22 protein-coding genes are annotated in these 24,613 nt (G+C 71.1%); 14 read left to right on the top strand and 8 right to left on the bottom strand.

Annotated features, from left to right (window positions below):
• Positions 1–26: 26 nt before the first annotated feature.
• The 8 genes from AB0I69_RS14235 to AB0I69_RS14200 all read left to right on the top strand — a co-directional run bounded on the left by AB0I69_RS14235 (position 27) and on the right by AB0I69_RS14200 (position 7,337).
• Complete coding sequence (locus AB0I69_RS14235) at positions 27–788, top strand: CoA transferase subunit A (RefSeq protein WP_363095905.1); 762 nt, start codon at positions 27–29, stop codon at positions 786–788.
• The gene (locus AB0I69_RS14230; RefSeq protein WP_363095904.1) at positions 788–1,432 is read left to right on the top strand and encodes a CoA transferase subunit B; all 645 of its coding nucleotides are present in this window, start codon (positions 788–790) and stop codon (positions 1,430–1,432) included. The genes AB0I69_RS14235 and AB0I69_RS14230 overlap by 1 nt, the downstream gene beginning before the upstream one ends.
• Positions 1,429–2,631 carry a thiolase family protein gene (locus AB0I69_RS14225; RefSeq protein ID WP_363095903.1) on the top strand — a complete coding sequence of 401 codons (1,203 nt, stop codon included), beginning with the start codon at positions 1,429–1,431 and terminating at the stop codon, positions 2,629–2,631. Before AB0I69_RS14230 ends, AB0I69_RS14225 begins: the two co-directional genes overlap by 4 nt.
• 8 nt (positions 2,632–2,639) lie before the next feature.
• Positions 2,640–3,413, top strand: a complete 774-nt coding sequence (gene pcaH, locus AB0I69_RS14220) for a protocatechuate 3,4-dioxygenase subunit beta (protein ID WP_363095902.1) — start codon at positions 2,640–2,642, stop codon at positions 3,411–3,413.
• A 6-nt stretch (positions 3,414–3,419) separates the two neighbouring features.
• On the top strand, positions 3,420–4,025 hold the full coding sequence (gene pcaG, locus AB0I69_RS14215; protein WP_363095901.1) for a protocatechuate 3,4-dioxygenase subunit alpha: 606 nt from the start codon (positions 3,420–3,422) through the stop codon (positions 4,023–4,025).
• Positions 4,022–5,356, top strand: a complete 1,335-nt coding sequence (gene pcaB / locus AB0I69_RS14210) for a 3-carboxy-cis,cis-muconate cycloisomerase (RefSeq protein ID WP_363095900.1) — start codon at positions 4,022–4,024, stop codon at positions 5,354–5,356. Before pcaG ends, pcaB begins: the two co-directional genes overlap by 4 nt.
• Positions 5,353–6,471: a 3-oxoadipate enol-lactonase gene (gene pcaD / locus AB0I69_RS14205; RefSeq protein ID WP_363095899.1), complete on the top strand. Its 1,119-nt coding sequence runs from the start codon at positions 5,353–5,355 to the stop codon at positions 6,469–6,471. Before pcaB ends, pcaD begins: the two co-directional genes overlap by 4 nt.
• A gap of 74 nt (positions 6,472–6,545) precedes the next feature.
• On the top strand, positions 6,546–7,337 hold the full coding sequence (locus tag AB0I69_RS14200) for an SDR family NAD(P)-dependent oxidoreductase (RefSeq protein WP_363095898.1): 792 nt from the start codon (positions 6,546–6,548) through the stop codon (positions 7,335–7,337).
• Positions 7,338–7,401: 64 nt separating this feature from the next.
• On the opposite strand, the gene AB0I69_RS14195 is transcribed toward AB0I69_RS14200, so the two are convergent.
• Positions 7,402–10,086 carry an AAA family ATPase gene (locus AB0I69_RS14195; protein ID WP_363095897.1) on the bottom strand — a complete coding sequence of 895 codons (2,685 nt, stop codon included), beginning with the start codon at positions 10,084–10,086 and terminating at the stop codon, positions 7,402–7,404.
• A gap of 158 nt (positions 10,087–10,244) precedes the next feature.
• Between AB0I69_RS14195 and AB0I69_RS14190 the strand changes: the two genes are divergently transcribed.
• The 3 genes from AB0I69_RS14190 (at position 10,245) to AB0I69_RS14180 (ending at position 13,924) form a co-directional block, all read left to right on the top strand.
• Positions 10,245–11,621, top strand: a complete 1,377-nt coding sequence (locus AB0I69_RS14190) for an MFS transporter (protein ID WP_363095896.1) — start codon at positions 10,245–10,247, stop codon at positions 11,619–11,621.
• Entirely contained in the window at positions 11,542–12,696 is a 1,155-nt protein-coding gene (locus AB0I69_RS14185) for an anhydro-N-acetylmuramic acid kinase (protein ID WP_363095895.1), read from the top strand. The genes AB0I69_RS14190 and AB0I69_RS14185 overlap by 80 nt, the downstream gene beginning before the upstream one ends.
• Before the next feature lie 190 nt (positions 12,697–12,886).
• Positions 12,887–13,924: a DUF2510 domain-containing protein gene (locus AB0I69_RS14180; protein ID WP_363095894.1), complete on the top strand. Its 1,038-nt coding sequence runs from the start codon at positions 12,887–12,889 to the stop codon at positions 13,922–13,924.
• 286 nt (positions 13,925–14,210) lie between these two features.
• Here AB0I69_RS14180 and AB0I69_RS14175 read toward each other — a convergent pair whose 3' ends face one another.
• On the bottom strand, positions 14,211–14,870 hold the full coding sequence (locus AB0I69_RS14175; RefSeq protein ID WP_363095893.1) for a TetR/AcrR family transcriptional regulator C-terminal ligand-binding domain-containing protein: 660 nt from the start codon (positions 14,868–14,870) through the stop codon (positions 14,211–14,213).
• Between the two features lie 224 nt (positions 14,871–15,094).
• Here AB0I69_RS14175 and AB0I69_RS14170 point away from each other — a divergent pair, with 224 nt between their 5' ends.
• Both AB0I69_RS14170 and AB0I69_RS14165 read left to right on the top strand, forming a co-directional pair.
• Positions 15,095–15,892 (top strand): phosphatase PAP2 family protein, encoded by a 798-nt coding sequence (locus AB0I69_RS14170; protein ID WP_363095892.1) that lies wholly within the window; start codon positions 15,095–15,097, stop codon positions 15,890–15,892.
• On the top strand, positions 15,889–16,854 hold the full coding sequence (locus tag AB0I69_RS14165; RefSeq protein WP_363095891.1) for a hypothetical protein: 966 nt from the start codon (positions 15,889–15,891) through the stop codon (positions 16,852–16,854). The genes AB0I69_RS14170 and AB0I69_RS14165 overlap by 4 nt, the downstream gene beginning before the upstream one ends.
• Positions 16,855–16,860: 6 nt before the next feature.
• On the opposite strand, the gene AB0I69_RS14160 is transcribed toward AB0I69_RS14165, so the two are convergent.
• The 6 genes from AB0I69_RS14160 to AB0I69_RS14135 form a co-directional block, all read right to left on the bottom strand.
• Complete coding sequence (locus tag AB0I69_RS14160; protein ID WP_363095890.1) at positions 16,861–17,706, bottom strand: phospholipid scramblase-related protein; 846 nt, start codon at positions 17,704–17,706, stop codon at positions 16,861–16,863.
• Between the two features lie 52 nt (positions 17,707–17,758).
• Positions 17,759–19,813: a phosphocholine-specific phospholipase C gene (locus tag AB0I69_RS14155; protein ID WP_363095889.1), complete on the bottom strand. Its 2,055-nt coding sequence runs from the start codon at positions 19,811–19,813 to the stop codon at positions 17,759–17,761.
• 158 nt (positions 19,814–19,971) lie between these two features.
• A complete protein-coding gene (locus AB0I69_RS14150; RefSeq protein WP_363095888.1) occupies positions 19,972–21,210 on the bottom strand; it encodes an ABC transporter permease in 1,239 nt (412 codons plus the stop codon).
• A complete protein-coding gene (locus tag AB0I69_RS14145) occupies positions 21,207–21,893 on the bottom strand; it encodes an ABC transporter ATP-binding protein (RefSeq protein ID WP_363096142.1) in 687 nt (228 codons plus the stop codon). The genes AB0I69_RS14150 and AB0I69_RS14145 overlap by 4 nt, the downstream gene beginning before the upstream one ends.
• A 35-nt stretch (positions 21,894–21,928) precedes the next feature.
• Positions 21,929–23,143, bottom strand: a complete 1,215-nt coding sequence (locus AB0I69_RS14140) for a hypothetical protein (protein WP_363095886.1) — start codon at positions 23,141–23,143, stop codon at positions 21,929–21,931.
• Positions 23,140–23,715, bottom strand: a complete 576-nt coding sequence (locus AB0I69_RS14135) for a hypothetical protein (protein ID WP_363095885.1) — start codon at positions 23,713–23,715, stop codon at positions 23,140–23,142. The genes AB0I69_RS14140 and AB0I69_RS14135 overlap by 4 nt, the downstream gene beginning before the upstream one ends.
• A gap of 91 nt (positions 23,716–23,806) precedes the next feature.
• Here AB0I69_RS14135 and AB0I69_RS14130 point away from each other — a divergent pair, with 91 nt between their 5' ends.
• A complete protein-coding gene (locus tag AB0I69_RS14130; RefSeq protein WP_363095884.1) occupies positions 23,807–24,505 on the top strand; it encodes a response regulator transcription factor in 699 nt (232 codons plus the stop codon).
• The last annotated feature ends 108 nt before the right edge of the window (positions 24,506–24,613 follow it).

The following is a 24,613-nucleotide window of genomic DNA, read 5'->3' as shown; positions in this document are numbered from 1 at the left end:
CGCTCGAACGGGACGGAGCTTCACGGATGGACAAGGTGGTCGCCACAGCCCTGGAGGCTGTGGCTGATGTGCCGGACGGAGCGACACTCGCGGTCGGCGGTTTCGGGCTGAGCGGTGTCCCCAACGTACTGATCCAGGCCCTCTACGAGCGCGGGGTCGACGGTCTGGGTGTGGTCTCCAACAACTGCGGGGCGATGGAGTCCGGTCTCGCCGTGCTGCTGGCCGCCGGACGGATCGCGCGGGTGACCGGCTCCTACATCGGCGCGAACAAGGAGTTCGCGCGCCAGTACCTGGCCGGGGAACTGGAGGTCGAGATGATCCCCCAGGGCACCCTCGCGGAGCGGTTGCGCGCGGGCGGTGCGGGGATTCCCGCCTTCTACACACCGGCAGGGGTCGGCACGCAGGTCGCGGAGGGCGGACTGCCGTGGCGCTACGACGGCTCGGGCGGCGTCTCTCTCGCCTCGCCGCCGAAGGAGGTACGGGAGTTCGACGGCACCGAGTACGTGCTGGAGCGCGGTATCCGTACCGACTTCGCGCTGGTGCGGGCCGCGAAGGGTGACCGGCACGGAAACCTGGTCTTCAACAAGTCGACCCGGAACTTCAACCCCCTCGCGGCGATGGCGGGCCGGGTGACGATCGCCGAGGTGGAGGAGCTGGTGGAGCCCGGCGAGATCGACCCGGACGCGGTGCACCTGCCGGGGATCTTCGTGCAGCGGGTGGTGGCCCTCACCCCCGAACTGGCCGCCGACAAGCGGATCGAGCAGCGAACGGTGACGGTGAGCGGCTGATGGCCTGGACACGGGAAGAGATGGCCGCGCGTGCGGCGCGCGAACTTCAGGACGGGCAGTACGTCAATCTCGGCATCGGTCTGCCGACCCTGATCCCCAACTACCTCCCCCCGGGCGTCGAGGTCATCCTGGAGTCGGAGAACGGCATCCTGGGCACCGGCCCGTATCCGACCGAGGACCAGGTCGACCCGGATCTCATCAACGCCGGCAAGGAGACCGTGACGGTCCTGCCGGGTGCCTCCTTCTTCGACTCCTCGCTCTCCTTCGGGATGATCCGGGGCGGGCACATCGATGTCGCCGTGCTGGGCGCGATGCAGGTGTCGGCCGGGGGCGACCTGGCGAACTGGGCGATCCCGGGGAAAATGATCACCGGGATCGGCGGGGCGATGGACCTCGTCCACGGCGCCCGCACGGTCATCGTCGTCATGACGCATGTGGCGAAGGACGGCTCCCCGAAGATCCTCCAGGAGTGCGCGCTGCCGCTCACAGGCAAAGCGTGTGTGAACCGAGTCATCACCGATCTCGGCGTGATCGACGTGTCACCCGAGGGTCTCGTGTTGATCGAGACCGCGCCCGGTGTGGGCGTCGAGGAGATCGTCGCCAAGACCGACGCGAAACTCACCGTCACGGAAGGCCTGCTGTGAACACGGTTTACATCGTCGACGCCGTCCGCACCCCGTTCGGGAAGTACAGCGGAGGTCTCGCCTCTGTCCGCCCCGACGACCTCGCCGCCCACGCCATCCGTGAACTCCTCGCCCGCACGCCCGACTTGGACCCCTCCCGGATCGAGGACGTGTACTTCGGCAACGCCAACGGTGCCGGCGAGGAGAACCGCAACGTCGCCCGCATGGCCGGCCTCCTGGCCGGCCTGCCCACCTCGGTGCCGGGAGTGACGGTCAACCGCCTGTGCGCCTCCGGTCTCGAAGCGGTCATCCAGGCGGCTCGCGCCATCGCCGTCGGCGACGCGTCGATCGCCGTGGCCGGCGGGGTGGAGTCGATGACACGGGCGCCGTACGTCCTGCCCAAGTCGGACCGGCCGTTCCCCGCCGGGCACACCGAGCTGTACTCGACCACGCTCGGCTGGCGCATGACCAACCCGGCCATGAACCCGGAGTGGACCATCCCGCTCGGCGAGAGCGCGGAGTTGATCGCCGACAAGCACAAGATCGGCCGCGAGCAGCAGGACGAGTTCGCGCTCGCCAGTCACCAGAAAGCGGCCGACGCGCAGGCCGCGGGTCTCTTCGACGGCGAGATCGCCCCCGTCCCGGTCCCACAGCGCAAGGGCGACCCGGTCGCTTTCGCCGCCGACGAATGCGTACGACCGGACGCCTCCCTCGCGGCCATGGCCAGGCTCAAGCCGTCCTTCCGCACCGAGAACGGAACGGTGACCGCAGGCAACGCGTCCCCGCTCAACGACGGTGCCGCAGCACTGTTGTTGGTGGACGAGGAAGGCCTGAAGGCCACCGGCCGCCAGCCCCTCGCCCGTATGTCCGCCACCGGCGTGAACGCGCTCGACCCGCAGTACTTCGGACTCGCCCCCGTCGAAGCCGTCAACCGCGCACTCGCCAAAGCAGGCAAGGGATTTGACGACCTGTCAGTCCTCGAACTGAACGAGGCCTTCGCCGCGCAGGTGCTCGGATGTGTCGCCGAATGGCCCGAGTTCGACCCCGCGATCCTCAACCCCCAGGGCGGTGCCATCGCGCTGGGCCACCCCCTCGGCGCCTCCGGTGCCCGGCTCGCCGGCACCGTCGCCCACCAACTCGCCCGCAAGGGCACGGGAGTTGGAGTCGCCACCCTCTGCATCGGCGTGGGCCAGGGCCTCGCCCTCGTCCTCGAACGGTAGGAACCCCCATGGCTCTCACCCAGCACGACATCGACCTCGAAATAGCGGCCGAGCACGCGACGTACGAGAAGGGGGTCGCCGACGGTGCGCCGGTCGAGCACCACCCGCGCCGCGACTACGCGCCGTACCGTTCCTCGCTGCTCCGCCACCCGAAACAGCCGCCGGTCACCATCGACGTGTCGAAGGACCCGGAGTTGGTGGAGCTGGCCTCGCCCGCGTTCGGCGAGCGGGACATCACGGAGATCGACAACGACCTGACCCGGCAGCACAACGGGGAGCCGATCGGCGAGCGGATCACCGTCTCCGGGCGGCTGTTGGACCGGTCCGGGCGGCCGATCCGCGGCCAGCTGGTGGAGATCTGGCAGGCGAACTCGGCCGGCCGCTACGCGCACCAGCGCGAGCAGCACGACGCCCCGCTGGACCCCAACTTCACGGGCGTAGGCCGCACGTTGACCGACAACGAGGGCAACTACCACTTCACCACCGTCCAGCCGGGCCCCTACCCCTGGCGCAACCACGTCAACGCCTGGCGCCCGGCGCACATCCACTTCTCGATGTTCGGCACGGCGTTCACGCAGCGGCTGGTCACGCAGATGTACTTCCCGAGCGATCCGCTGTTCCCGTACGACCCGATCATCCAGTCGGTGACGGACGACGCGGCCCGGCAGCGGCTCGTCGCGACGTACGACCACAGCCTGTCGGTGCCCGAGTTCTCGATGGGCTACCACTGGGACATCGTGCTCGACGGCCCGCATGCCACCTGGATCGAAGAAGGACGCTGACCCACCATGACGAAGATCGACACGAGCCGCCCGGAGTCCGTGCTGCCGACCCCTTCGCACACGGTCGGCCCCTTCTACGGCTACGCGCTGCCGTTCCCCGGCGGCGGTGACATCGCGCCCGTCGGACACCCGGACACGATCACCGTCCAGGGGTACGTCTACGACGGCGAGGGCAAGCCGCTGCCGGACGCCTTCGTCGAGCTGTGGGGGCCCGACCCCGAGGGCAACCTCTCCACGACCGACGGCTCGATCCGGCGCGACCCGGCCAGCGGCGGCTATCTCGGCCGCAACGGCGTGGAGTTCACCGGCTGGGGCCGCATCCAGACCGACGCCAACGGCCACTGGTACGCGCGGACGCTACGGCCGGGCGCACGCGGCCAGAACGCCCCCTACCTGAGCGCGTGCGTCTTCGCGCGCGGGCTGCTGGTGCACCTCTTCACCCGGATCTACCTGCCCGGCGACGAGGCCGTGCTCGCCGCGGACCCGCTGCTGTCCGGGCTGGACGCGGCGCGGCGCGGCACGTTGATCGCGCAGGACGACGGCAGGGGCACATACCGTTTCGACATCCGCCTTCAGGGCGAAGGCGAAACGGTCTTCCTGGAGTTCCAGTGACAGCTGCCGACCCGTCGGACACCGGCCTGCTCGCCCCCGGGTGGGCCGGCTCCCCCGCCGCGTCCGCGACGAGCGACACCGCGTATCTACGGGCCCTGCTCGACGCGGAGGCCGCGCTCACCCGTGCCCAGGCCACGCTGGGTCTCGCGCCCGCCGAGGCGGCGACGGCGGTGACGGCCGCGGCCGACGTGGACCGCTTCGACGTACGGTCCCTCGCGGAGCGGGCGCGCGGCGGCGGGAACCCGGTGATTCCACTGGTCGCGGATCTGACGAAGGCGGTCGGCGAGGAGTACGGCCCGTACGTCCACCGGGGCGCGACCAGCCAGGACATCATGGACACGGCGACGATGCTGGTCGCGTCCCGCACCCTGGACCTGGTCCTGACCGACCTGGCCCGCACGGAACACGCGCTCTCCCGACTGGCCGCCGACCACCGCGACACCGCGATGCCGGGCCGGACACTCACCCAGCACGCCGTACCGACGACCTTCGGGCTGAAGGCCGCCGGGTGGCGGTCGCTGGTGCTCGACGCGCGGGATCGGGTGCGTGTCGTACGGGACGGGCTGCCCGCCCAACTCGGGGGCGCGGCAGGCACGTTGGCCGCCTTCACGGCGTACGGCGCGGAGGACGCGCTCGCCCTGCCGGACACGTACGCCGGTGAACTCGGCCTGACGGCACCGCTGTTGCCCTGGCACACGTTGCGGACGCCGATCGCCGATCTCGCCGGGTGCCTGGCCTTCGCGGCGGGCGCGCTCGGCAAGGTCGCCGCCGACGTACTCGTCCTGTGCCGTACGGAGATCGCCGAGGTCTCGGAGGGCAGCGGCGGGGGTTCGTCGGCCATGCCGCACAAGGCGAATCCCGTACGGTCCACCCTGATCACCGCCGCCGCGCGACGGGCACCGCAGCTCGCGGCCGTCCTCTACGGCTCGCTGGTCGCCGAGGACGAGCGGCCGGCCGGGGCCTGGCATGCCGAGTGGGAGCCGCTGCGGGAGCTGCTGCGGCTGGTCGGCGGGGCAGCGCGCGATGCCGCCGAGCTGACCGAAGGACTGCGGGTGCACCCGGACGTGATGCGTGAACACCTGGGTCTCACCCATGGGTTGATCGTCTCCGAGCGGCTGTCGGCCGAACTGGCACCGCTGCTGGGCAGGGACCGGGCGAAGGAGCTGCTCACTGAGGTTGCCCGGCGGACGTACACAGAGGGCCGTCCACTGGCCGAACTGCTCGCCGAGGAGCCGGAGTTGAAGGATCTCGACCTCTCCGCGCTGACCGACCCCGCCCGTTACACGGGTTCCGCCGGAGCCCTCACCGACCGTGCGCTGGAGCGACGTTGACCGAGACACTTCTCAACTTCCGTGCCGAGGGGCCCGATTCCGCTCCCCCGCTGCTGCTCGGTCCCTCGCTGGGTACGTCGTACGCCCTGTGGGACAAGGTCGCGCCCGAACTGTCCATCACCCACCGGGTGATCCGCTGGGATCTGCCTGGGCACGGCGGTTCGGCGGCCGGTCTGATCGGTCCCGGGGCCACCGTGGGCGACCTCGCCGACCTGGTGCTGGCGCTCGCCGACTCCCTCGGGATCGAGCAATTCGCCTACGCGGGTGTGTCGTTGGGGGGCGCGGTCGGTCTGCACCTCGCCGTGCATCACCCCGAACGGGTCTCGTCGCTCGCCGTCATCTGCTCCTCGGCGCACTTCAACGGGTCGAAGCCGTGGGAGGAACGGGCCGCACGGGTACGCAGCGAGGGGCTCGCCTGGCTCGTCGAGAGCGCCGACTCCCGTTGGTTCACACCCGGGTTCACCGTCCCGGAGCTGGTGGCCGACCAGCGCGACGCCGACCCGGACGCGTATGCCGCGTGCTGTGACGCGCTGGCCGCGTACGACCTGCGTGAGCGGCTCCCCGATATCGGCGCGCGGACACTGGTGATCGCCGGCCGCGAGGATCCGGCGACCCCGCCCGCCCAGCTGCGGGAGATCGCCGACGCCGTGCCGGGCTCGGCCCTCGTGGAGATCCCGGGTGCTTCCCATCTGGCCCCCGCGCAGTGCCCGGAGGCCGTCCTCACCGCGCTGCGCGCGCACCTGGACGGGGGTGCCAAGCGTGGGATGGAGGTACGGCGGGAGGTGCTCGGCGACGAGCACGTGGACCGGGCGCAGTCCCGGCAGACCCCCTTCACCGCCCGCTTCCAGGACTTCATCTCGCGGTACGCGTGGGGCGAGATCTGGACCGATCCAACGCTGACGCGCCGCGAGCGCAGCATGATCACGCTCACCGCGTTGATCGCGCACGGGCACTACGACGAGCTCGCCATGCACGTGCGCGCGGCGCGCCGCAACGGGCTCACGCCGGAGGAGATCGGCGCCGTACTGCTGCAGAGTGCCGTGTACTGCGGGGTGCCTGCGGCGAACTCGGCGTTCGCGGTGGCGCAGCGAGTGCTGGCGGAAGAAGAAGGGTGACCCTGGCAGTCGTAGCTTCAGCAGCACCTCGTTCGTGCCTCCGTCCCGTGTCCCGCCGTGCCTAGGCTGGAGGCATGTCCACTGTTCTGATCACCGGTGCCACCTCCGGTCTCGGCCGGTACCTCGCCTTCGAACTGGTCCGCTCCGGGCACCTCGTCCTCGCGCACGGGCGTGACCCGGGCCGCACCGGGCGGCTCGTCGACGAGCTGCGCACCGAGGGCACGGCCGAGGGGTTCGTCGCCGATCTGGCCTCGTTGGCGCAGGTGCGGGAGCTGGGCGACCGGGTCGCGGCCGCGCATCCCCGGCTCGACGTGCTGATCAACAACGCGGGCGTGGGCGGGGGTTCACGTGGTTCAGGCCGTGAGCTGAGCGTCGACGGGCACGAACTGCGGCTGGCGGTCAACTACTTGGCGCCGGTCGCCCTGACCCGTGCCCTGTTGCCGGCGCTCCGTGCGGGCGCCCCGTCCCGGATCGTCAACGTCGGCTCGGCCGGGCAGGAACCCCTCGACTTCGACGACCCCGAGCTGACCCGCGGCTACAGCGGCGTCTCCGCGTACTGCCGCAGCAAGTTCGCGCTGGCCGCCCATACGTTCACGCTCGCCGAGGAGTTGACGGGCACCGGCATCTCGGTGAACGTGCTGCACCCGGCGACGTACATGGACACGGCGATGGTGCGGGAGGGTGGCATCACGCCCTGGAACTCCGTGGCCGACGGTGCGCCGGGTGTACTGGCCCTGGCTACAAGGGACTTGGGCACGGGCGGCTATTTCGACGGCACGAGTCCCTCGCGGGCGCACGAGGCGACCTACGATCCCGAGGTGAGGAAGCGACTGGCGACGGTCACTGAACAACTACTGGCGCTGTAGGCGCCCCGAAGGGGCGCGGGGAACGGCGCGACCAGCCACGACGAACCCGCAGACGAAGAACAACTCACCGCAGCCCCCTCCCCGTCTCCAACACCTCCCGCGCCTGCGCGACCAGTCCATCCGCTCCGCACGAACGCGCCAGCGTCAAGCCCCTGTTGATCTCGGACACCGACCTCGCCGCGATGCCGTACTCGACCCGCGCCGCCGCGTGTTCGTACTGGCAGGGCGAGGACTCCAGGTAGGCGACGGCCTGCGCGGCGAGCCGTACCGCGCGCTGTCCCGTTTCCAGCGCGGCAGCACACCGCAGGGCCTCGCCGATGGCGGTGTCCGTGCCGAAGTGTTCGGCCTGGCGGCGGGCGTCGGAGGCGAGTTGGGCGGCGCGGGTCGGGTCCTGGGTGGCGAGGGCCCTGGCGAGGTCGAGGGCCCACGGGACCATCACCGGGTTGTGGTGGCCGCGAACGGCCGCCGCCTTCGCGGCCTGCTCCAGTTCGTTGATGCCGTCCTCGGTGCGGCCGACGGCGATCAGCAGCCGGCCGCGCACGCAGCGGGGGTCCGGCAACACGATGGGCGACGGGTACGGTGGGGTGAAGCCGTATTGCTCGGCAGTCTCCCAGGCCTCGTCCACATGGCCCCGGGCGAGCAACGTGTCGACGAGGTTGCAGATCGCCGTCCAGTACAGAGGCAGTCCGCGACCGACTCGTTCGGCGAGGCGCAGCGCCTCACGCAGGGAGACCTCCGCCTCCCGCAACCGGCCACGCCTGCGGTGCCCGACCCCGACGTACGCCTTGGCCAGAGCGAGGTGGCCGCCGCTCCAGCCCGCGCTCTCGTAGGCGCCCACAGCTTCCGAATACAGGCTCTCCGCCCGGTCCAGCCGGTCCGTGAACACGTACACGGTCGCCAGCAACAGCGGCAGTTCGAGGCCCCACTCGGTGTCGGTCCAGCCGAGCCCCGGTGGCAGGCGGCCGTTGACGAGGGCGCGGTCGGACAGGTCCACGACCTCCTCGGCGCTCTCGCCGTGCGTCAGGGCGTCGAAGCCGCGCAGGATCATCAGGGCCCGCTCGGAGTTGTCGCGGCCGGTGCAGATGGCGGCGAGATCGGCGAGGCGCTCGGATCGTCCCGGCGAGATGGCCTCGCCCGCGTGGATGCCCTCCCACATGTACTGCACGGCCTGCAGCCGCATCCTGGCGGCGCCCGGTTCGTGCCGGGCGGCCTCCGCCTCCACGGTGCGGATGCCCTCCTCCAGCTGGTCGTTGTGGAGCAGGGCCTGGGACAGCCGGATGACGGCGTCCACGCGTGCGTGGCCGTCGAGGCCCGGCATGGCGAGCGCGGTCTGCAGATGGCCGATGGTGACAGCGGGCGCGGTCAGCAGCGTGGCGCAGCCGAGTTCGTAGAGCACGCTCGCGTGGATCTCGGCGAGCGGCGGCTCCAGGAGGGCCCGCTCCAGACAGCGGCGGGCGGCGTCCGGGGCGCCGATGGAGAGGTGCTCGCGGGCTGCCTCGCGCAGCTGCTCGACGAGTTCCTGGTCGTCGTCCGGGTGCACCTGGAGGAGGTGCCGTGAGGCGGACGCGGCGCCGCGCCCGGAGTCGGTGACGACCTGGGCGGCGATGCCGTGCATCGCCGTACGCGTGCCGTCCGGGATGGACTTGTAGACGGCGCTGGCGATCAGCGGGTGCACGAACTCCAGGTCACCGGCGCCGGCTTGGGACGCGGCGGGGTCCGGCGCCGTGAGGATACGGGCGCTGCGGAGCAACTCGGCGCAGCGGGCCGCGTCGTCGCGGCCCATGGTGGCGAGCCTGGCGACCAGCTCGACGGAGATGCCGGTGCCGAGGATGGCCGCGGCCCAGGCGAACCGGGTGGCCTCGGTGCCCAGCCCGTCCAGGCGGGCGACAAGGCCGCCGCCGCGCGAGGAGCGGTTCAGGGCGCGCAGTTCGGCGGCCGAGGCCTCGATCGGATCGAGTTGGCTGTCCAGCACCTTGGCGAGGAGTTCGACGGTCTCGTACGGGTTGCCGCCGGTGACCGCCCACACCTCGCGGCAGAACGGGGCGTCGGCCTGCGGGCCGACGGTGGCGCGGGTGAGGCCGGCGGTCGCCTCCGGGGTCAGCGCGCTCAGGTTGGTGATGGCGTGGCCGGCGAAGCCGGCGATGGCGTCCAGGTGGCGGGCGCTCTCGTCACTGGCCTCGCCGGGCCGACGGGCGACCACGACGAGGACGGACAGGTCGTCGAGGCGTTCGGTGAACGCGGAGAGCCAGCGCAGGGTCTCCTGGTCGGCCCAGTGGGCGTCGTCGATCAGCAGGACCAGGGGCCACTCCCGTTTGGCGAGCCTGCGTACGGCGGCGACCAGGCCGTCGCACACGCCCTGCGGGTCGGCCTGTCGCTCGCCCGGTTCGGTGACGCCGAGTGCGGGGCCGGCGATATCGTACCAGTCGCCGAGGTACTCGCGTGCCTCCTCGGGCATCAGCGAGACCAGGGCGGGCTGCAGCAACTGCCGTACGACGTTGAAGGGGACGGACTTGAGGGTCTCGCCGCCGCGGGCCTGCCAGACCGTGCAGTTGCGGGCCTCGGCGATGCGGCGGGTCTCCGCGAGGAGTGCGGTCTTGCCGAATCCCGCCTCGCCGCGGACGACCAGCAGGCTGCCCGAGGACGACTGGTCCGCGCACAGCGCGTCGATCGCCTGCGCCACACCGGCGACCTCCTCGTCTCGCTCCCACAGGGAGGCCGAGGTGGCCTCCGGAGGCCGTTCCTCCGTCATCCCGATTCCTCCCCGAGTAGCCCGAACGACGTACGGACCTTGAGCGTAGCCGTCCGGATGCCGAAGTGGAGGCCGGTCCGGGCAGCTGTGGCCGCATCGGGTGACAAGGGCCCGCCGACAGGGTTTGTGGACATGACGAACGGTCAAGAGGCGTTGAAATGAAGGTGTTTTCCGATCAATCCCGACCCGTCTCGGACAGGCCTGCCGTACGGGCTCTGGTAGCCGGGTCGGTGGGCAACTTCATCGAGTGGTACGAGTTCGGTGTCTACGGCTACTTCGCGACGGTGATCGCGGAGCGGTTCTTCACCCCGGAGGGCGGCGGTGCCGGCGAGGGGCTGGTGCGGACGTACGCGTCGTTCGCGCTGGCGTTCTTCTTCCGGCCGGTCGGCGCCGCCGTGTTCGGCCGGCTCGGTGACCGGGTGGGACGGCGTCCGGTGCTGATCCTGGTGATCGCGCTGATGACCGTCGCGACGACGCTGATCGGCGTGCTGCCGACGTATGCGACGGCCGGTGCTGTCGCGCCCTGGCTGCTCACGTTTCTGAGGGTTGTTCAGGGACTGTCCGCGGGTGGGGAGTTCGGGGGCGCGGTGGCGGTGCTGACGGAGTTCGCGCCGCCGGGGCGGCGGGGGCTGTACGGGGCGTGGCAGTCGTTCACGGTGGCGCTGGGGCTGTTGGGCGGGGCGGGGGTCGCAGCGCTGCTGGCGACCGTGCTCGACGCCGGTCAACTGGGCGACTGGGGCTGGCGGTTGGCGTTCCTGCTGACGCTGCCGATGGGGCTCGGCGCGCTGTGGCTCCGGCTGCGGCTGGAGGAGACGCCGGCGTTCCGGAGTGGTCCGGCACGGGAGGTGCCGCCCGCGCGTGAGGTCCGTGCGGCCGTCGCGCTGGGCGCCGGGCGGGTGATGGGGTGGGCGGCGGCCGGTTACACCTTCCTCGTGGTGCTGCCGTCGTATCTGCAGCACACGCTGGACGCGAGCTTCCGGCAGGCGCTGCTGGCCACGGTCCTGGCCAACGTGGGTTTCGCGGTCAGCATCCTTCCGGCGGGCCTGCTGAGCGACCGGGTGGGTCGGCGGCCGGTGATGCTGACGGGGGCCGCGCTGGTGGTGGCGCTGTCCGTGCCGTTGCTCAACCTCCTTCAGGACGACGGGACTTCGACCACGGTGAAGGGTGCGTGGGTGTTCGGTGCGGGTGCGGTGGTGGGGCTGATGGCGGGGCCCGGCCCGGCGATGCTCTCGGAGATGTTCCCGACGAGTGTGCGCCACACCGGTCTGGGACTCGCCTACGCCCTGTCCAATGCCGTCTTCTCGGGCTGTGCCGGGCTCATCATCACTGGGAGCGTCGAGCGGACCGGGAACGCGGACATCCCCGCGTACTACGCGGCGGCGGCCTGCGCGGTGAGCGTGCTCGCGCTGGCGGTGTCCAGAAGCCCTGCGGGACAGGCGAGTTGGGAGGAAGCGGATGCGGGTGATCGGGCTGATGTCCGGGACGTCGTACGACGCGATCGACGCGGCGGCGGCCGGGCTGAGCCTCGTCGGTGACAGTGTCGTACTGGAGCCGCTCGGGATGGTGAGCGCGCCGTACGACGAGGAGTTGCGGGAGGCGCTCGCGGCGGCGCTGCCACCGGCGGCCACCACGCTGGCCGAGGTGTGCCGGCTGGACACCCTGATCGGGCAGGCGTTCGCCGCGGCGGCCGTCCGCGCGAACGGCGAACTGTGCGACGGGCGGGCCGAGTTGGTGGCCTCGCACGGGCAGACCGTCTACCACTGGGTGGCGGACGGCGCGGTGCACGGCACGCTGCAACTGGGGCAGCCCGCCTGGATCGCGGAGGCGACCGGGCTGCCCGTGGTCGCCGACTTCCGGCCGCGCGACATCGCCGCCGGGGGCCAGGGCGCGCCGCTGGTCAGCCTGGTCGACCTGCTGTGGCTGCGCGGCCGTTCCGGCACACCGGTCGCGCTGAACCTCGGCGGGATCGCCAACCTCACCGCCCCCGACGGCACGGCCTTCGACACGGGACCGGCGTGCGCACTGATCGACGGGGCGGCACGGGGGTTCAGCGGCGGACGTCTCGCCTACGACGCGGAGGGCGCCCTCGCGGCCCGTGGAACGGTCCACGAGCCGCTGTTGCAACGGCTGTCGGGCGAGCCGTACTACGCGCTGCCCGCGCCGAAGACGACCGGCAAGGAGTTGTTCCACCTCGGCTATCTGCAGGACGCGTTGGCCGGCTTGGGCACCCTGCCGGCCGAGGACGTCATCGCGACCCTCACCCTGCTCACGGCGCGTACGGTCGCGGACGCCGTGCGGTCGGTGGCCGCGACGGAGGTCGTCGTCTCGGGCGGCGGCATCCGCAACCCGGTCCTGATGGCCCTGCTCGCCGCCGAGCTGCCGGGCGTCCCGCTGCGCACCTCGGACGAACTGGGCCTGCCGTCCGCCGCAAAGGAGGCGTACGCCTTCGCCGTCCTCGGCTTCCTCACGGCACACGGCCTGCCGGGCACCGTGCCGACGAGCACCGGCGCCCGGCATCCGAGCATGCTCGGGTCACTGACGCCGGGGCGACGGGGACTGCGGTTGCCTCCGGCGGCCGAACGGGGGCCCGTACGGCTCGTGTTGGGGTGAGCGGAAGAGGGGGACCGTACTGCGGGGGCGTCCCTGTGCCGGAGGCGGACGGGCGCCGCGATGACCGCCCTCCCGCCCGCGGTTGCGGCGCCGAAGAACGGTCCGCTCCCCGACCGCCGTTCCACGCCGTCCACCGATTCGGGCCGGATCCTCTCATCCCGCTTTCACCGACGCCTCATACGGTAGGTACATGACGCAGGTGACTCCCCCCGGGTGGTACCCCGATCCCGGGCAGACGAATGACGGTCCCACCGCCGAGCGCTGGTGGGACGGCAAGGCATGGACGGACCGGACCCGCCCCGCCGGGTCGGCCGCCGAATGGGGTCCCCCCACGGAGCCGGCGTACGGCGGGGCGTACCCGGCGTATCCCGCCGTGCCCCCGGCCGCGCCGCGCCGCAATCTGCGCACGGGCATAGCCGTGGCGGTGGCGGTGGCGGTCCTCACGGCCATCGGTGTCGGCGCCTACGCGCTGTCCGGCAACGACAGCGGGAACGGCAACCAGGCCGGTAATCAGCAGGCACCGAACGGACAGGGCGGCTTCGGCGGCCAGGGCGGCACGGAGGGGCAGGGCGGTACCGGCGGTTCCGGTGGTACCGGCGGCCAGAGCGATCCCTTCGGCGGTTCGGGTGGCACGGGTGGTTCCGGTGGTACGGGTGGTGCGACGCCCGCCCCCAGCCAGTCCGCGCAGCCGAAGGTCGCGGCCGGCGGCAACGTGACCGACTCGCTCGACGGCATCAGCCTCCCCGTGCCGGCCGACTGGTACGGCCAGGTCATCCAGGGTGGCGCGCAGGTCACGTCGAACGACTCGTACAAGTGCCCCGGCGACACCTCCAAGTCCTGCACCAACGGCGGGGCGTACTCGGCTCCCGCAGTGGTGCTGGGCACCAAGGGCAGCACGGCCGAGGCGGTCGCGAAGGCGGACATCGCCGCCAACGCCAAGGAGTCCTACGGCGGCACGACCTACGGCAGCATCACCTCGCACGAGGTGCTGGCCTCCAAGGCCGTGACCGTCGCCGGGCAGAAGGGCTACCTGGTCCGCTGGAAGGCGGTCACCAGCAAGGGCGCCGACGGCTACGTCGAGTCGCTCGCGTTCCCGTCGCCGGCCAGCGCCCAGCAGATCGTCGTGGTCCGCTTCGGCGTCGACGTCGGCCAGAAGCAGTCCGTCATCGACGAGATCACCTCGGGCATCAAGGTGGCCTCGGGCGGCGGCGACGGCCAGACGATCTGACCCTCCCCGCACACCGGTCGGCCGGGTGGGGATCCTCTCCGCTCAAGAGGAACCCCACCCGGCCGGGGGGTGCGCGCCGCCCCCGTCCCCACGGTGCGGCGCGAGCAGGTCACCGTCCAGTCATCCCACGGACGGCGGCCTGGTTCTCAGTGAGACCTGGGGCCTCCCCGGCGGATCATGCCGCAGACGCGGGGTCTGGCACGCACATCTGCCGCGTTGTCGTCACTCGCCATGGCTCCGCCATGACTCCCTCCTCCGCCTTGCAGCTGCACGCACCAGACCCCGCTCACGTCGGCTGTCCAGTCGCCGTTGCTTCACTGCGACCTGATCCGCCGGACAGGCCCAGTGCCGGCAGCACCGCGGCCTCCACGAATCTGACCAAGTAGTCGGGGTCGGCGTAACAGCCCTCCAGGACGGGCCTGGCCCGCAGGACGCCGAAGATCTGGGCCGGGACGTACGGCAGTGCCGGATGGTCGGCCGCGATCTCGCCGCGTTCGACGCCGCGGCGCAGGATGTCCTCCAGCGCGGCGATCTCGGGATGGACGAGCGCCTCACGGACCGCCTGGGCGAGTTCGCTGTCCTGGATGACGGCGTGGCCGAGGGCCGAGACGAGCTTGGTGTCCTTCGCCGACCAGGCACCAGCCGCCCGCGCGGCCTGCCGCAGGTCCTCGGCGAGTGATCCGGTGTCGATGCCGGTGAAGTGCACCCGGCGGTTGGCCCGCAGTGCGGCCGCGACGAACTGGGGCTTGGTCCCCCACTGCCGGTACAGCGTGGACTTGCTGCACCGGGTGCTGGTGGCGACGCCCTCCATGCTGACGGAGTCGTAGCCGCATTCCCGGATCTGTTCGAGCACGGCGTCGAAGAACTCCCGCTCACGCTCGGGCGTGATCTTGGAGCGGCGCGAGGCGGCGACCGTGTCCGGTCCGTCCTCAGCCTGCGACGTCATGGCTCTTCTCCTCGCTCGGTCCGCGGCCCCGGGGCCGCCTCTCCAGTGTGTCTCGTTTCGCTATCGATACGCCAGTGTACCGGTACTCTGCCGTATCGGTACACGCGCGTATCGGTACACTGTCGTATCGGAACGGACTCGTACCGATGAGTTCGGTCCGCCGGAAGGGTCACAAACCCAGCCAGCACCACCACACGCACCACCGTCAGCGAAGGGGCCGGGGGATGAATGCCCGAACCGAGCCTGCAGAGCAGGAGACCGGCGCGATAGCGCGGCCTCCGCTCGTCCGTGAGCTCCTGCTCGTCGCAGGGCTCTTCCTCGTCTACAAGTTCGGCCGCCAGCTGGCGACGGGCCACACCGGTGAGGCCCTGCACAACGCCCGGCGCGTGTGGGACCTGGAGCGGACCCTGCATCTCCCCGGCGAGGGCTCGGTGCAGTCGGTGCTGCTGCACGACGACACCTTCGTACACATCGCGAACACCTTCTACGCGACCGTCCACTTTCCGGCCACCGTGGCCTTCCTGGTCTGGCTGTACCTGCGGCGCCCGGCGCACTACGTCTGGGCCCGCCGCGTCCTGGCGACGGTCACCTCGGCCGCCCTGGTGCTGCCCTTCGTGTTCCCCCTCGCACCCCCGCGCATGCTGGCCGCGACGGGCCTGGTCGACACCGCCAAGGTCTACGGCCCCTCCGTGTACGGCCCGCCGTCCAGCGACCACCTCTCGAACCAGTTCGCGGCGATGCCCTCGCTGCACTTCGGCTGGGCGCTGATGGTGGCGGTCGGCCTGATCGTGGCGACCCGCTCACGCTGGCGCTGGCTGTGGCTGCTGCACCCGCTGGTCACCCTGATCGTGATCGTGGGCACGGCGAACCACTACTGGCTCGACGCGATCGTGGCCACCGCCATGCTCGGCATCGCCCTCGCGCTGATCCACCCCCCGCACCGGACGGCGACGACCGCCGGCCGCGGCCAGCCCCGACTCGTCCCCGAAGAACAGCCGGTTCTCGTCGGAGCGGGCCGATGAACGCCACGCTCGTCGCCGTCGTCCTGTCCCTGTTCTCGGCCGTCGCCTACGCGGCGGCGGCCGTGGCCCAGGAACGCCTGGCGTCCCGGAACTCCGACGCGGGCATGCTCCGGCTGCTCGCCACCGGATCGTGGTGGTGGACGGTCGTCCTGAACGCGTCGGCCGCGCTGCTGCACGTCGTGGCTCTCAAGTACGGCCCGCTGACGGTCGTACAGCCGCTCGGCGCGCTCACTCTCGTCGCGGCTGTGCCGATGGGCGCGCGGGTCGCCGGGCGACGGGTCACCACGGTCGAGTGGCGCGGCACCGCGCTCACCCTGCTCGGCCTGTCGGCCCTGCTGGTCACGGCGTCGGGCCCGCAGCCCGACCAAGTACTCACCGTCCCCCAGGCGTTGGCGGTCGCGGGCGCGACGTCCGCACTGATCGGCCTGCTCGCACGGCGCGGTGCCCGGCCCGGTCTACGGCACGCTTCGGCGTCCGGCGTCGCTTCGGGTGTGGCCTCGGCGCTCACGCAGACCGTGACGGTCGCGGCGACGGACCGCTCGGGCCCGCTGCTCAGCGCACAGGTGGTCGGAGTCGCGCTGCTGGTCGCGGTGTTCGCGGCGGGCGGGCTGCTGCTCTCGCAGACCGCCTACCGGGGCGGTCTCGGTGCTCCGCTCGCGGTGGTGACCCTGGCGAACCCGGTGGCCGCCGCGGCGATCGGCCTCGCGCTGCTGGGCGAACGCCTCCAGGGTGGCGCGGCCGGGATACTCCTCGCGCTGACGGGGGCCGGCATCGCGTCCTGGGGTGTGGTCCTGCTGACCCGGGTGACACCCGCCGTACCGCTGCTGCACGAGTACGACGACCACGATCATCCCGTGGCCGCCGTGCTGGCGCTGGAGCCTCAATCGGCTTCGGCCGAACCGGCGTTGCTGCCCCGGCAGCCGGACCGGAAGTCCGCGCCGGGGCACCTCACCGCGCTCTGAGCGGGATCAGCCCAGGCCGCGCGAGTCCTGCTTGAGCGCGGTGTCGACGGTCAGGGCCGTCGCCACCACCAGGCTCAACAGCGGCTCGGGCAGCTGGTAGTGGATCTGCAGGACGTAGTTGTCCGCGGTCGTGAACATCGTCTTGGCGAGACCTTCCCAGGTCTTGGTGATCCGGGCGACCTCGTTGTCCGCGTGGTCGACGATCGCGAAGTTCCAGGCCCGCCAGTTCTCCGCCTTGATCGCGCCGATCTGCTGACCGTTCGCGGTCAGCGCGAAGTTGATCTTCCCGATCATGTTCTGCTGCACGATCTCGCCCACCGGCGAGCCGTCCGGACGGGACACGATCACCTTGGACTTGATGAACTTCGCGGGCCGGGTCAGCACCAACTGCGGCTGCCCGTGCGCGTCGCGGATCTCCAGCTTGTGGGTCATGTACTGATCGAGGCTGGAGACGAAGCGCAGGGCCTTCTTCAGCGCGCTCTGGCCGATCTCGGTGACCGAGCCGATCAGATTGCCGTTCTGGTCCATGACCGTGTACTCGTTGGTCAGCTCGATCAGCTTGGCCTTCTGGTTCACCACGAGGACCGGCTCGCTGAACAGGCTGCCGCCGCCGGGGCCGCCACCGGCGACCCCGGCCTGCTGCTGAACCTGCTGCTGCACCTGGCGCTGGGCCCGCGGATCCGGCCCGGCCTGCTGCTGCGGCACGGCCTGCGGCTGCTGCTGGGCGGCCTGGCCCTGCTGGTCCGCGTTGGTGTGCTCGGTCCACTTCGCGCCGTCCCAGTACCGGAGGGTCTGGGGCGCTCCGTGCGGATCCGGGTACCAGCCTGCAGGTGTGTTCGAATGCGTGGTCACCGGGGCACACTACCGCGAGTGCCCCGGAAAACAACCGGTCTCACAAAGCCCCTCAGACGGTGATGATCGCCGGGTCGCTGACCCCCGGCCGGCCGTTCTCGACATGTCCGGCGAATCGCCGCAGGAACGTCGCGTCGCCGTCGGAGGTGACCGTCAGGTCGTACCACCGCTTGCTCGCGCCCAGGTCGAAGGTGTGCCGTACGGTGGCGCCCGCCCGTACCTTGAAGGTCTGGGCCCGGCCGCCGTAGCCGTTGGCGACCTTCAACTGCACTGTCCCGGAGCCCTTGTTGGTGAAGGTCAGCTCCACGTCGTCGCCGCAGCTGCGGGCGGTGACCTCAGGTCCGGCGGTCTTGCCGGGGCCCTTGAAGACGCGCAGGAAGCCGTTCGGTCCGTGCACGGTCAGGTCGTACGAGCCGTTCGAGTACGCCGAGTTCCAGGCGTCCGAGACGGTCTTGCCGGCCTCGGTGGTGTAACTCCAGGGCCCGTCCGTGCGGTTGGCGGAGGTGACCAGGAAGTTGGCGCCGGCCTTCGCGCCGGAGGCGAAGGTGAGCGTGAACTTCCCGGCCGCCGTGTCCGCCGAACCGTCCACCGTGGCGGCGTACTTGAGCGGCCGGGCCGGGCGCAGTCCGGGTTCCTGCTTGGGCAGCGCCGGGTTGGCGGGCGGGGTCGGCACGTAGTCGGGGTGACGGTTCTTGTCCGGCGGCTGGTAGCCGTCGGTGGCCGGGAGCGGGACCTTCTTGACGTCCTTGTGGGAGAAGTCGAAGGCGGTGGTCAGGTCGCCGCAGATCGCGCGCCGCCAGGGCGAGATGTTGGGCTCGTGGACGCCGAAGCGGGTCTCCATGAACCGGATGACCGAGGTGTGGTCGAAGGTCTCCGAGCAGACGTAACCGCCCTTGCTCCAGGGCGAGACGACGATCATCGGCACCCGCTGGCCCAGCCCGTAGGGACCGGCCGGGTGACTGGCGTCGCCCTTGAAGAGGTCGGGGCCGACGTCGACGGTCGACTTGCCCTGCGCGGCCGAGCCCGGCGCGAACGGCGGGAGCAGGTGGTCGAAGAAGCCGTCGTTCTCGTCGTAGGTGATGAACAGGGCCGTCTTCGCCCACACCTTCGGGTCGGAGGTCAGCGCGTCCAGGACCTGGGAGACGTACCAAGCGCCGTAGTTCGCGGGCCAGTTGGGGTGCTCGGTGAAGGCCTCGGGGGCGACGACCCAGGAGATCTTCGGCAGCGTGCCGCCCTTGACGTCGGCCTTCAGCCGGTCGAAGAAGCCCTCGCCCTTGGTGGCGTCGGTGCCGGTGCGGGCCTTGTCGTAGAGCGGGTCGCCGGGCTTGGCGTTCTGGAACTGCTTGAAGTAGAGGAGCGAGTTGTCGCCGTAGTTGCCGCGGTAGGCGTCCTGGATCCAGCCCCAACTACCGCTCGCGTCGAGGCCGTCGCCGACGTCCTGGTAGATCTTCCAGGAGACACCGGCCTTTTCGAGACGCTCGGGGTACGTCGTCCAGCTGTAGCCGGCCTCGTCGTTGCCGAGGACCGGGCCGCCGCCGACGCCGTCGTTGCCGGTGTAACCCGTCCACATGTAATAGCGGTTGGGGTCGGTGGAGCCGATGAACGAGCAGTGGTAGGCGTCGCAGATGGTGAAGGAGTCGGCGAGCGCGTAGTGGAACGGGATGTCCTCGCGGGTCAGGTACGCCATCGTCGTGGAGCCCTTGGACGGCACCCACTTGTCGTACTTGCCGCCGTCGAACGCGGCGTGCCCGTCGTTCCAGCCGTGCGGGAGGTCCTGGATGAACTGCAGGCCCAGGTCGTCGGCCTCGGGGCGGAACGGGAGGATGTCCTTCGTGCCGTCCGACTGGTACCAGACCGGTTTGCCGTCCTGCCGGGTCACGACCGGACGCGGGTCGCCGAAGCCCCGGACGCCTCTGAGCGAGCCGAAGTAGTGGTCGAAGGACCGGTTCTCCTGCATCAGGACGACGATGTGCTCGACGTCCTCGATGCTCCCGGAACGGTGGTTCGCGGGGAGCGCGGCGGCACGCTCGATGCTGTTCGACAGTGCCGTGAAGGCCGTGGTGGCACCCGCGAGTTGGAGAAAGCGACGTCGATTGACTTCGGACATGGGTGAGGCACCTCTCATCCTGACGCGCGGCCGGCCGGAACATGGCGAAATGCGCGCGGTGCGAGTGTTCCAAGAGCAACAAACGTCAGGGAAGGGTCTGGTGGCGCCCATGTGAAACTCGTGCGTACGTGCGGGGGCGGGCCGGCGGGACGGACCGGTCAGGCTGTCGCCAGTGCCTCCGTCGGGGTGAGGCGGGAGGCCCTGATGGAGGGGTAGACACCGGCCGCCATGCCGATCAGGACCGCTCCGCCGAAGCCGCCGGCCAGCGCCGGGAGCGGGATGACCGGGGGCCAGCCCTGGTAGGTCGCGTAGCCGACGGTCGCCAGGACTCCCAGTACGGTGCCGGCCAGGCCGCCGAGGCAGGACAGGGCCACGGACTCGGTGAGGAACTGGCCCCGGATCTGCCCTCTGTTGGCGCCCAGTGCCCGCCGTAGGCCTATCTCGCGGCGGCGTTCGAGGACGGAGATGACCATGGTGTTGGCCACGCCGATACCGCCCACCAGCAGGGCGACTCCGGCGAGACCGAGGAAGAGCGCGGAGAACGTCGTCTCGGTGGCGCGCTTCGCGGCGAGGGCGTCGGACGGGCGGCTGACCTGCACCAGGCCGGGCACTTCGGGATAGATGGTCGGGGCGAGGACGCTGCGGACCGCGTCCATGTCGTCCTCCCTCGCCTTGACGTAGATCACGGTGGGATGGCCGGTGAAGTTCAGCTGGGTGCGTGCCGCGTCCCAGCCGACCAGGACCGAGCGGTCGATGTCGGGCGAGAGCGGGGTCCGGGCGAGGACGCCGATGACCGTGAACCAACGGTGGTTGACGTAGATCTGCGGCGCGGGCTGTCCCGGCACCACCTTCGCCACTCCCATCCGCGTGGCGGCGACCGACCCGAGGACGGCCGTGGGGAACTTCTCGGTGCTCGCGCTGAGGTAACGCCCGGACTGGACCTCGGCGTTGATCGCCTTCAGCAGGTTCGTCCTGCTCGCCAGGACGGTGAGGCCCGCGTAGTCGTCGGCGTCGACGTGGTCGTTGCGGAACACCTCGGCGTGGGTGTTGGCGACCGCGCTGGCCACCGTGACCGGACCGATCCGGCGGACCATGTCCACGGACTGGGGCGGGAGTTCCACCGGCGGGGTCTGGTTGGGCATCGGTACGGCTTGGAGCATGTTGGTGCCCAGTGCGGAGAGCTGGTTCATCAGCGCCTTCTGGCTGGACGCCGGGATCCCGGTCACCACGATCATCGTGGCGATGCCGATCGAGATGCCCAGCGCGGACAGCGCCGCCCGCACCTTGCGGGTGTGGATGCCGAGCAGGCCGAGGCGCAGGATGTCCAGCGGGGCCAGTCGCACCGGTTTGGTGTCGCCGACGGCTCGGACGGCGGGCCGGTCGAGTGTGGTGGTCATGGCCGGGGTTCCCCAGGGGTGTCGGTGGAGGTGTCCGTACGGAGGGCGAGGGTGTCGGCGACGAGCCGGCCGTCGAGGATCTCCACCCTGCGGGGCAGCCTTTGGGCGATGTCCCGGTCGTGGGTGATGATCGCGATGGTGGTGCCCTCGGCGTTCAGCGTGGTCAACAGCTCCAGTACGGCACGGCCGTTGGCGGTGTCCAGGGCGCCGGTGGGTTCGTCCGCGAGCACGAGGGCCGGGCGGTTGACCAGCGCGCGGGCGATGGCCACGCGTTGGCGTTCGCCGCCGGAGAGCTGATGGGGCAGATGCCCGGCGCGGCGCGCGAGGCCGACCCGGGCCAGCGCCTCGCGGGCCAGCGGTTGGCGCTGCCGGCGCGGAACTCCGGCGTAGAGCAGCCCTGTTGCGACGTTCTCGGTGGCGGTCAGTCCGTCGGTGAGGTGGAACTGCTGGAAGACGAAGCCGAGTCGGCGTCCGCGCAGTGCGGAGAGCCTACGGTCGGAGAGCGTGGCGACGTCGTGGCCGTCGATCTCCACGGTGCCGCTGGTCGGCCGGTCCAAGGTGCCCATGATGTTGAGCAGGGTCGACTTGCCGGACCCGGACGGGCCGACGATGGCGAGGAGTTCGCCCTCCTCGATGGCGAGCGAGACACCGTCCAGGGCCTTCACTCCGCCCGGGTACGCCATACTCGCGTCGATCACGGCCAGTACCGGTCGGCTCCTCACGAGGTGGTCACCACCTTCGTCCCGGCCGCGACGCCGGTGCCGCTGACCTCCACCAGCCCCTTGGCGAACATCCCGGTCCTCACCGCGATCAGCCGGCCGCCGGGAAGCTGGACGGCGTATCCGCCCTCGCTCAGCGCCAGCAGCGCGCCGACCGGTACGGCGAGCACACCCTTGTGGCTCTCCGAGGTGAACGCCACCTGCACCGGTGCGGAGGTCAGTCTCCGTACCGCCCCGGTGTCGCGCACCGAGACGGTGACCGTGAGCTGGGCGGGGGCCGAACCGCCGCTGTCGCCCTGGGAGTTGTCGGTGGAGGCGGTGGCGCCGACCACCTCGACGGTGCCCTTGACCGTGGAGTTGTCGGGCAGGGTGACCGTCACCCGGTCGCCCCGGGACACCGTGCCGACCTGCGTCGCGTCCATCGGTACGGACACCTTCTTGGTGGTGGAACTGACCGTCATCAGGCTCTCGGTGGCGTCGTCGCCGGTCTGGGCCTGCACCGCACCGACCCGGACCGCACCGGTCTGCACCGTGACGTCGCCGATGCCCAGGACCCCGGTGGCGGGCATCCCGACGTGGGTCTGCCAGCGCCTGATCGCGGCGGTGAGATCGGCGGTGAGCACCCCGTCGCCCTCCTTGACCTCGACCGCGGTCGCGGTGGGCGTGGGAGTGGGGGCGGCGCTCGCGGAGGGGGCGGCCGTACCGTCCGGCTTGTCGGACGTGCCGGTGGCGGTCGGGTCCGTGGCGGCCGGGTGCTGAGTGACCCAGGTCCCTGCCCCCGGCTGGACTCCGATGTCGTAGCCGAGCTTCTTGAGGTTGTCGGCGATCACCCGCACGTCGGGTCCGGTGGTGCCCCGCGCGTTCAGCGTGCGGTAGAGGGGCGTGGCGCCGTAGAACACCGGTACCGGGACGTTGTCGACCTTGTACAGGGTGCGGCCCCGGGAGACCGTTGCTCCGGGGGCGGGCAGCCAGGTGACGAGTCCGGCCCTGGCGCCCTTGACCGGTGCCGCCCTGCTGTAGCCGAGGGTTCCGCTCAGGGTCTGGGCGTCGGACAGGTCGGTCCTGGTCACCGTCGCGGTGCCGACCCGTGCCGCAGCGGTGGCCGTAGTGCTCGGTTTCGCGGTCCCGTCCTGCCATACGGTGACGCCGAGCGCGGTCGCCGTGACGCCGGCCAGCGCCACGGCCCCGATCTTCAGCCGCCGTTTCCCGCTCACCGGTACGCCTTCAGCGTGCACTTCCGGTCGAGCTTGTCCTGCTCGGACTGGCTCAGGGTCGGGGTGCCGTCGTAGTTCCAGCCGGAGCCGTCGGACAGCCCCGTGACCTTCAGGCCGCCGGCGTTGAGGCACCGGATGTACGTGCGGAAGTCGTCCATGTAGTGAGGGTTCGTCGCCGGGTCCTCCTCGGGTGGCTCGATCGGCCGCTTGGAGAGACACGCGCTGGTGGCGGCGGGGTACTTCTTGATGTCTCCGGAGAGGGACCATGCCGTCGAGCCCGGCTTGTGCGCGGCGGGGACACCGTGGTCGTGCAGACAGTCGGTCCAGATCTGGTACAGCCGCCCCCGCTCCGCTTCGGTGGTGTCCACCCGCAGTTGGGGACGGCCCGACTCGGCGGCGGCACTCACCGACGCCGCCGTGCCGCTCGCGCTCGGGCTGTCGATCGAGGCGACGCCCTTGTTCTTGGACGCGGTGTCTCCGTCGCCGCCGCAGGCCGCGAGGAGGGCGAGCGCCGCTGCCGCGCCGAGGCCCGCGAGGACGGCGGACCGGCTTCGATGCGTGAGGTTCGACATGGCGGCACCGTGGCCGGAGGATATGAAGATCCTGTCAGGCCACCGTCAGACTCCTGTCTGGTGTCGCGGCCGTGACCTTAGGGTGAGCCGCGTGAGCGCATATGTCCTGGTGGCCGAGGACGACGTCAAACAGGCCGAGGTGATCCGCCGTTATCTGGAACGCGAGGGCCACTCCTCCCTGGTCGTCCACGACGGGCGCGCGGCCATCGACGAGGTGCGACGAAGGCAGCCGGATCTGCTCGTCCTCGACGTCATGATGCCCCTGGTCGACGGTCTGGACGTGTGCCGTGTGCTGCGCCGGGAGTGCGAGGTGCCGGTGCTGATGCTGACCGCGCGCAGCACGGAGGAGGACCTCCTGCTCGGCCTCGACCTGGGCGCCGACGACTACATGACGAAGCCGTACAGCCCCCGGGAGTTGATGGCCCGGATCCGTACCCTGCTACGGCGGACGCGCGGCACGTCCGGGCCTGACGATCCCGTGCAGCGGATCGGCGCGATCAGCATCGACCCGGTCCGTCGCACCGTCGACCTCGACGGGCGCCAAGTGGTGTGCACACCCGGGGAGTTCGAGATCCTCGCGGCGATGGCCGCCGAACCGGAACGGGTCTTCACCCGCCGCCAACTGCTCGCCCTGACACGGGGGTTCGACCGCTACATCACCGAGCGCACGATCGACGTGCACATCCTCAACCTGCGCAAGAAGATAGAGGCGGTCCCCCGGCAACCGGCCTATCTGCAGACGGTGTACGGCGTCGGTTACAAGCTCGTCGACGGCAGCCGTGCGCGCTGAACCGGAGTTGGAAGCTACGGAAGGCAGCGGCACGAAGGCCGGGGCGCGCGTCCGGGCCAAAGTCCCCCTGCACAGAAGCCTGTTGGTCCGGCTGCTGGCCACCTCCGT

This window comes from Streptomyces sp. NPDC050508 (assembly GCF_040655155.1).
GTDB lineage: Bacteria > Actinomycetota > Actinomycetes > Streptomycetales > Streptomycetaceae > Streptomyces.
The sequence above is the reverse complement of the archived record's forward strand: the minus strand, read 5'-3'. Positions and strand labels throughout refer to the sequence as shown.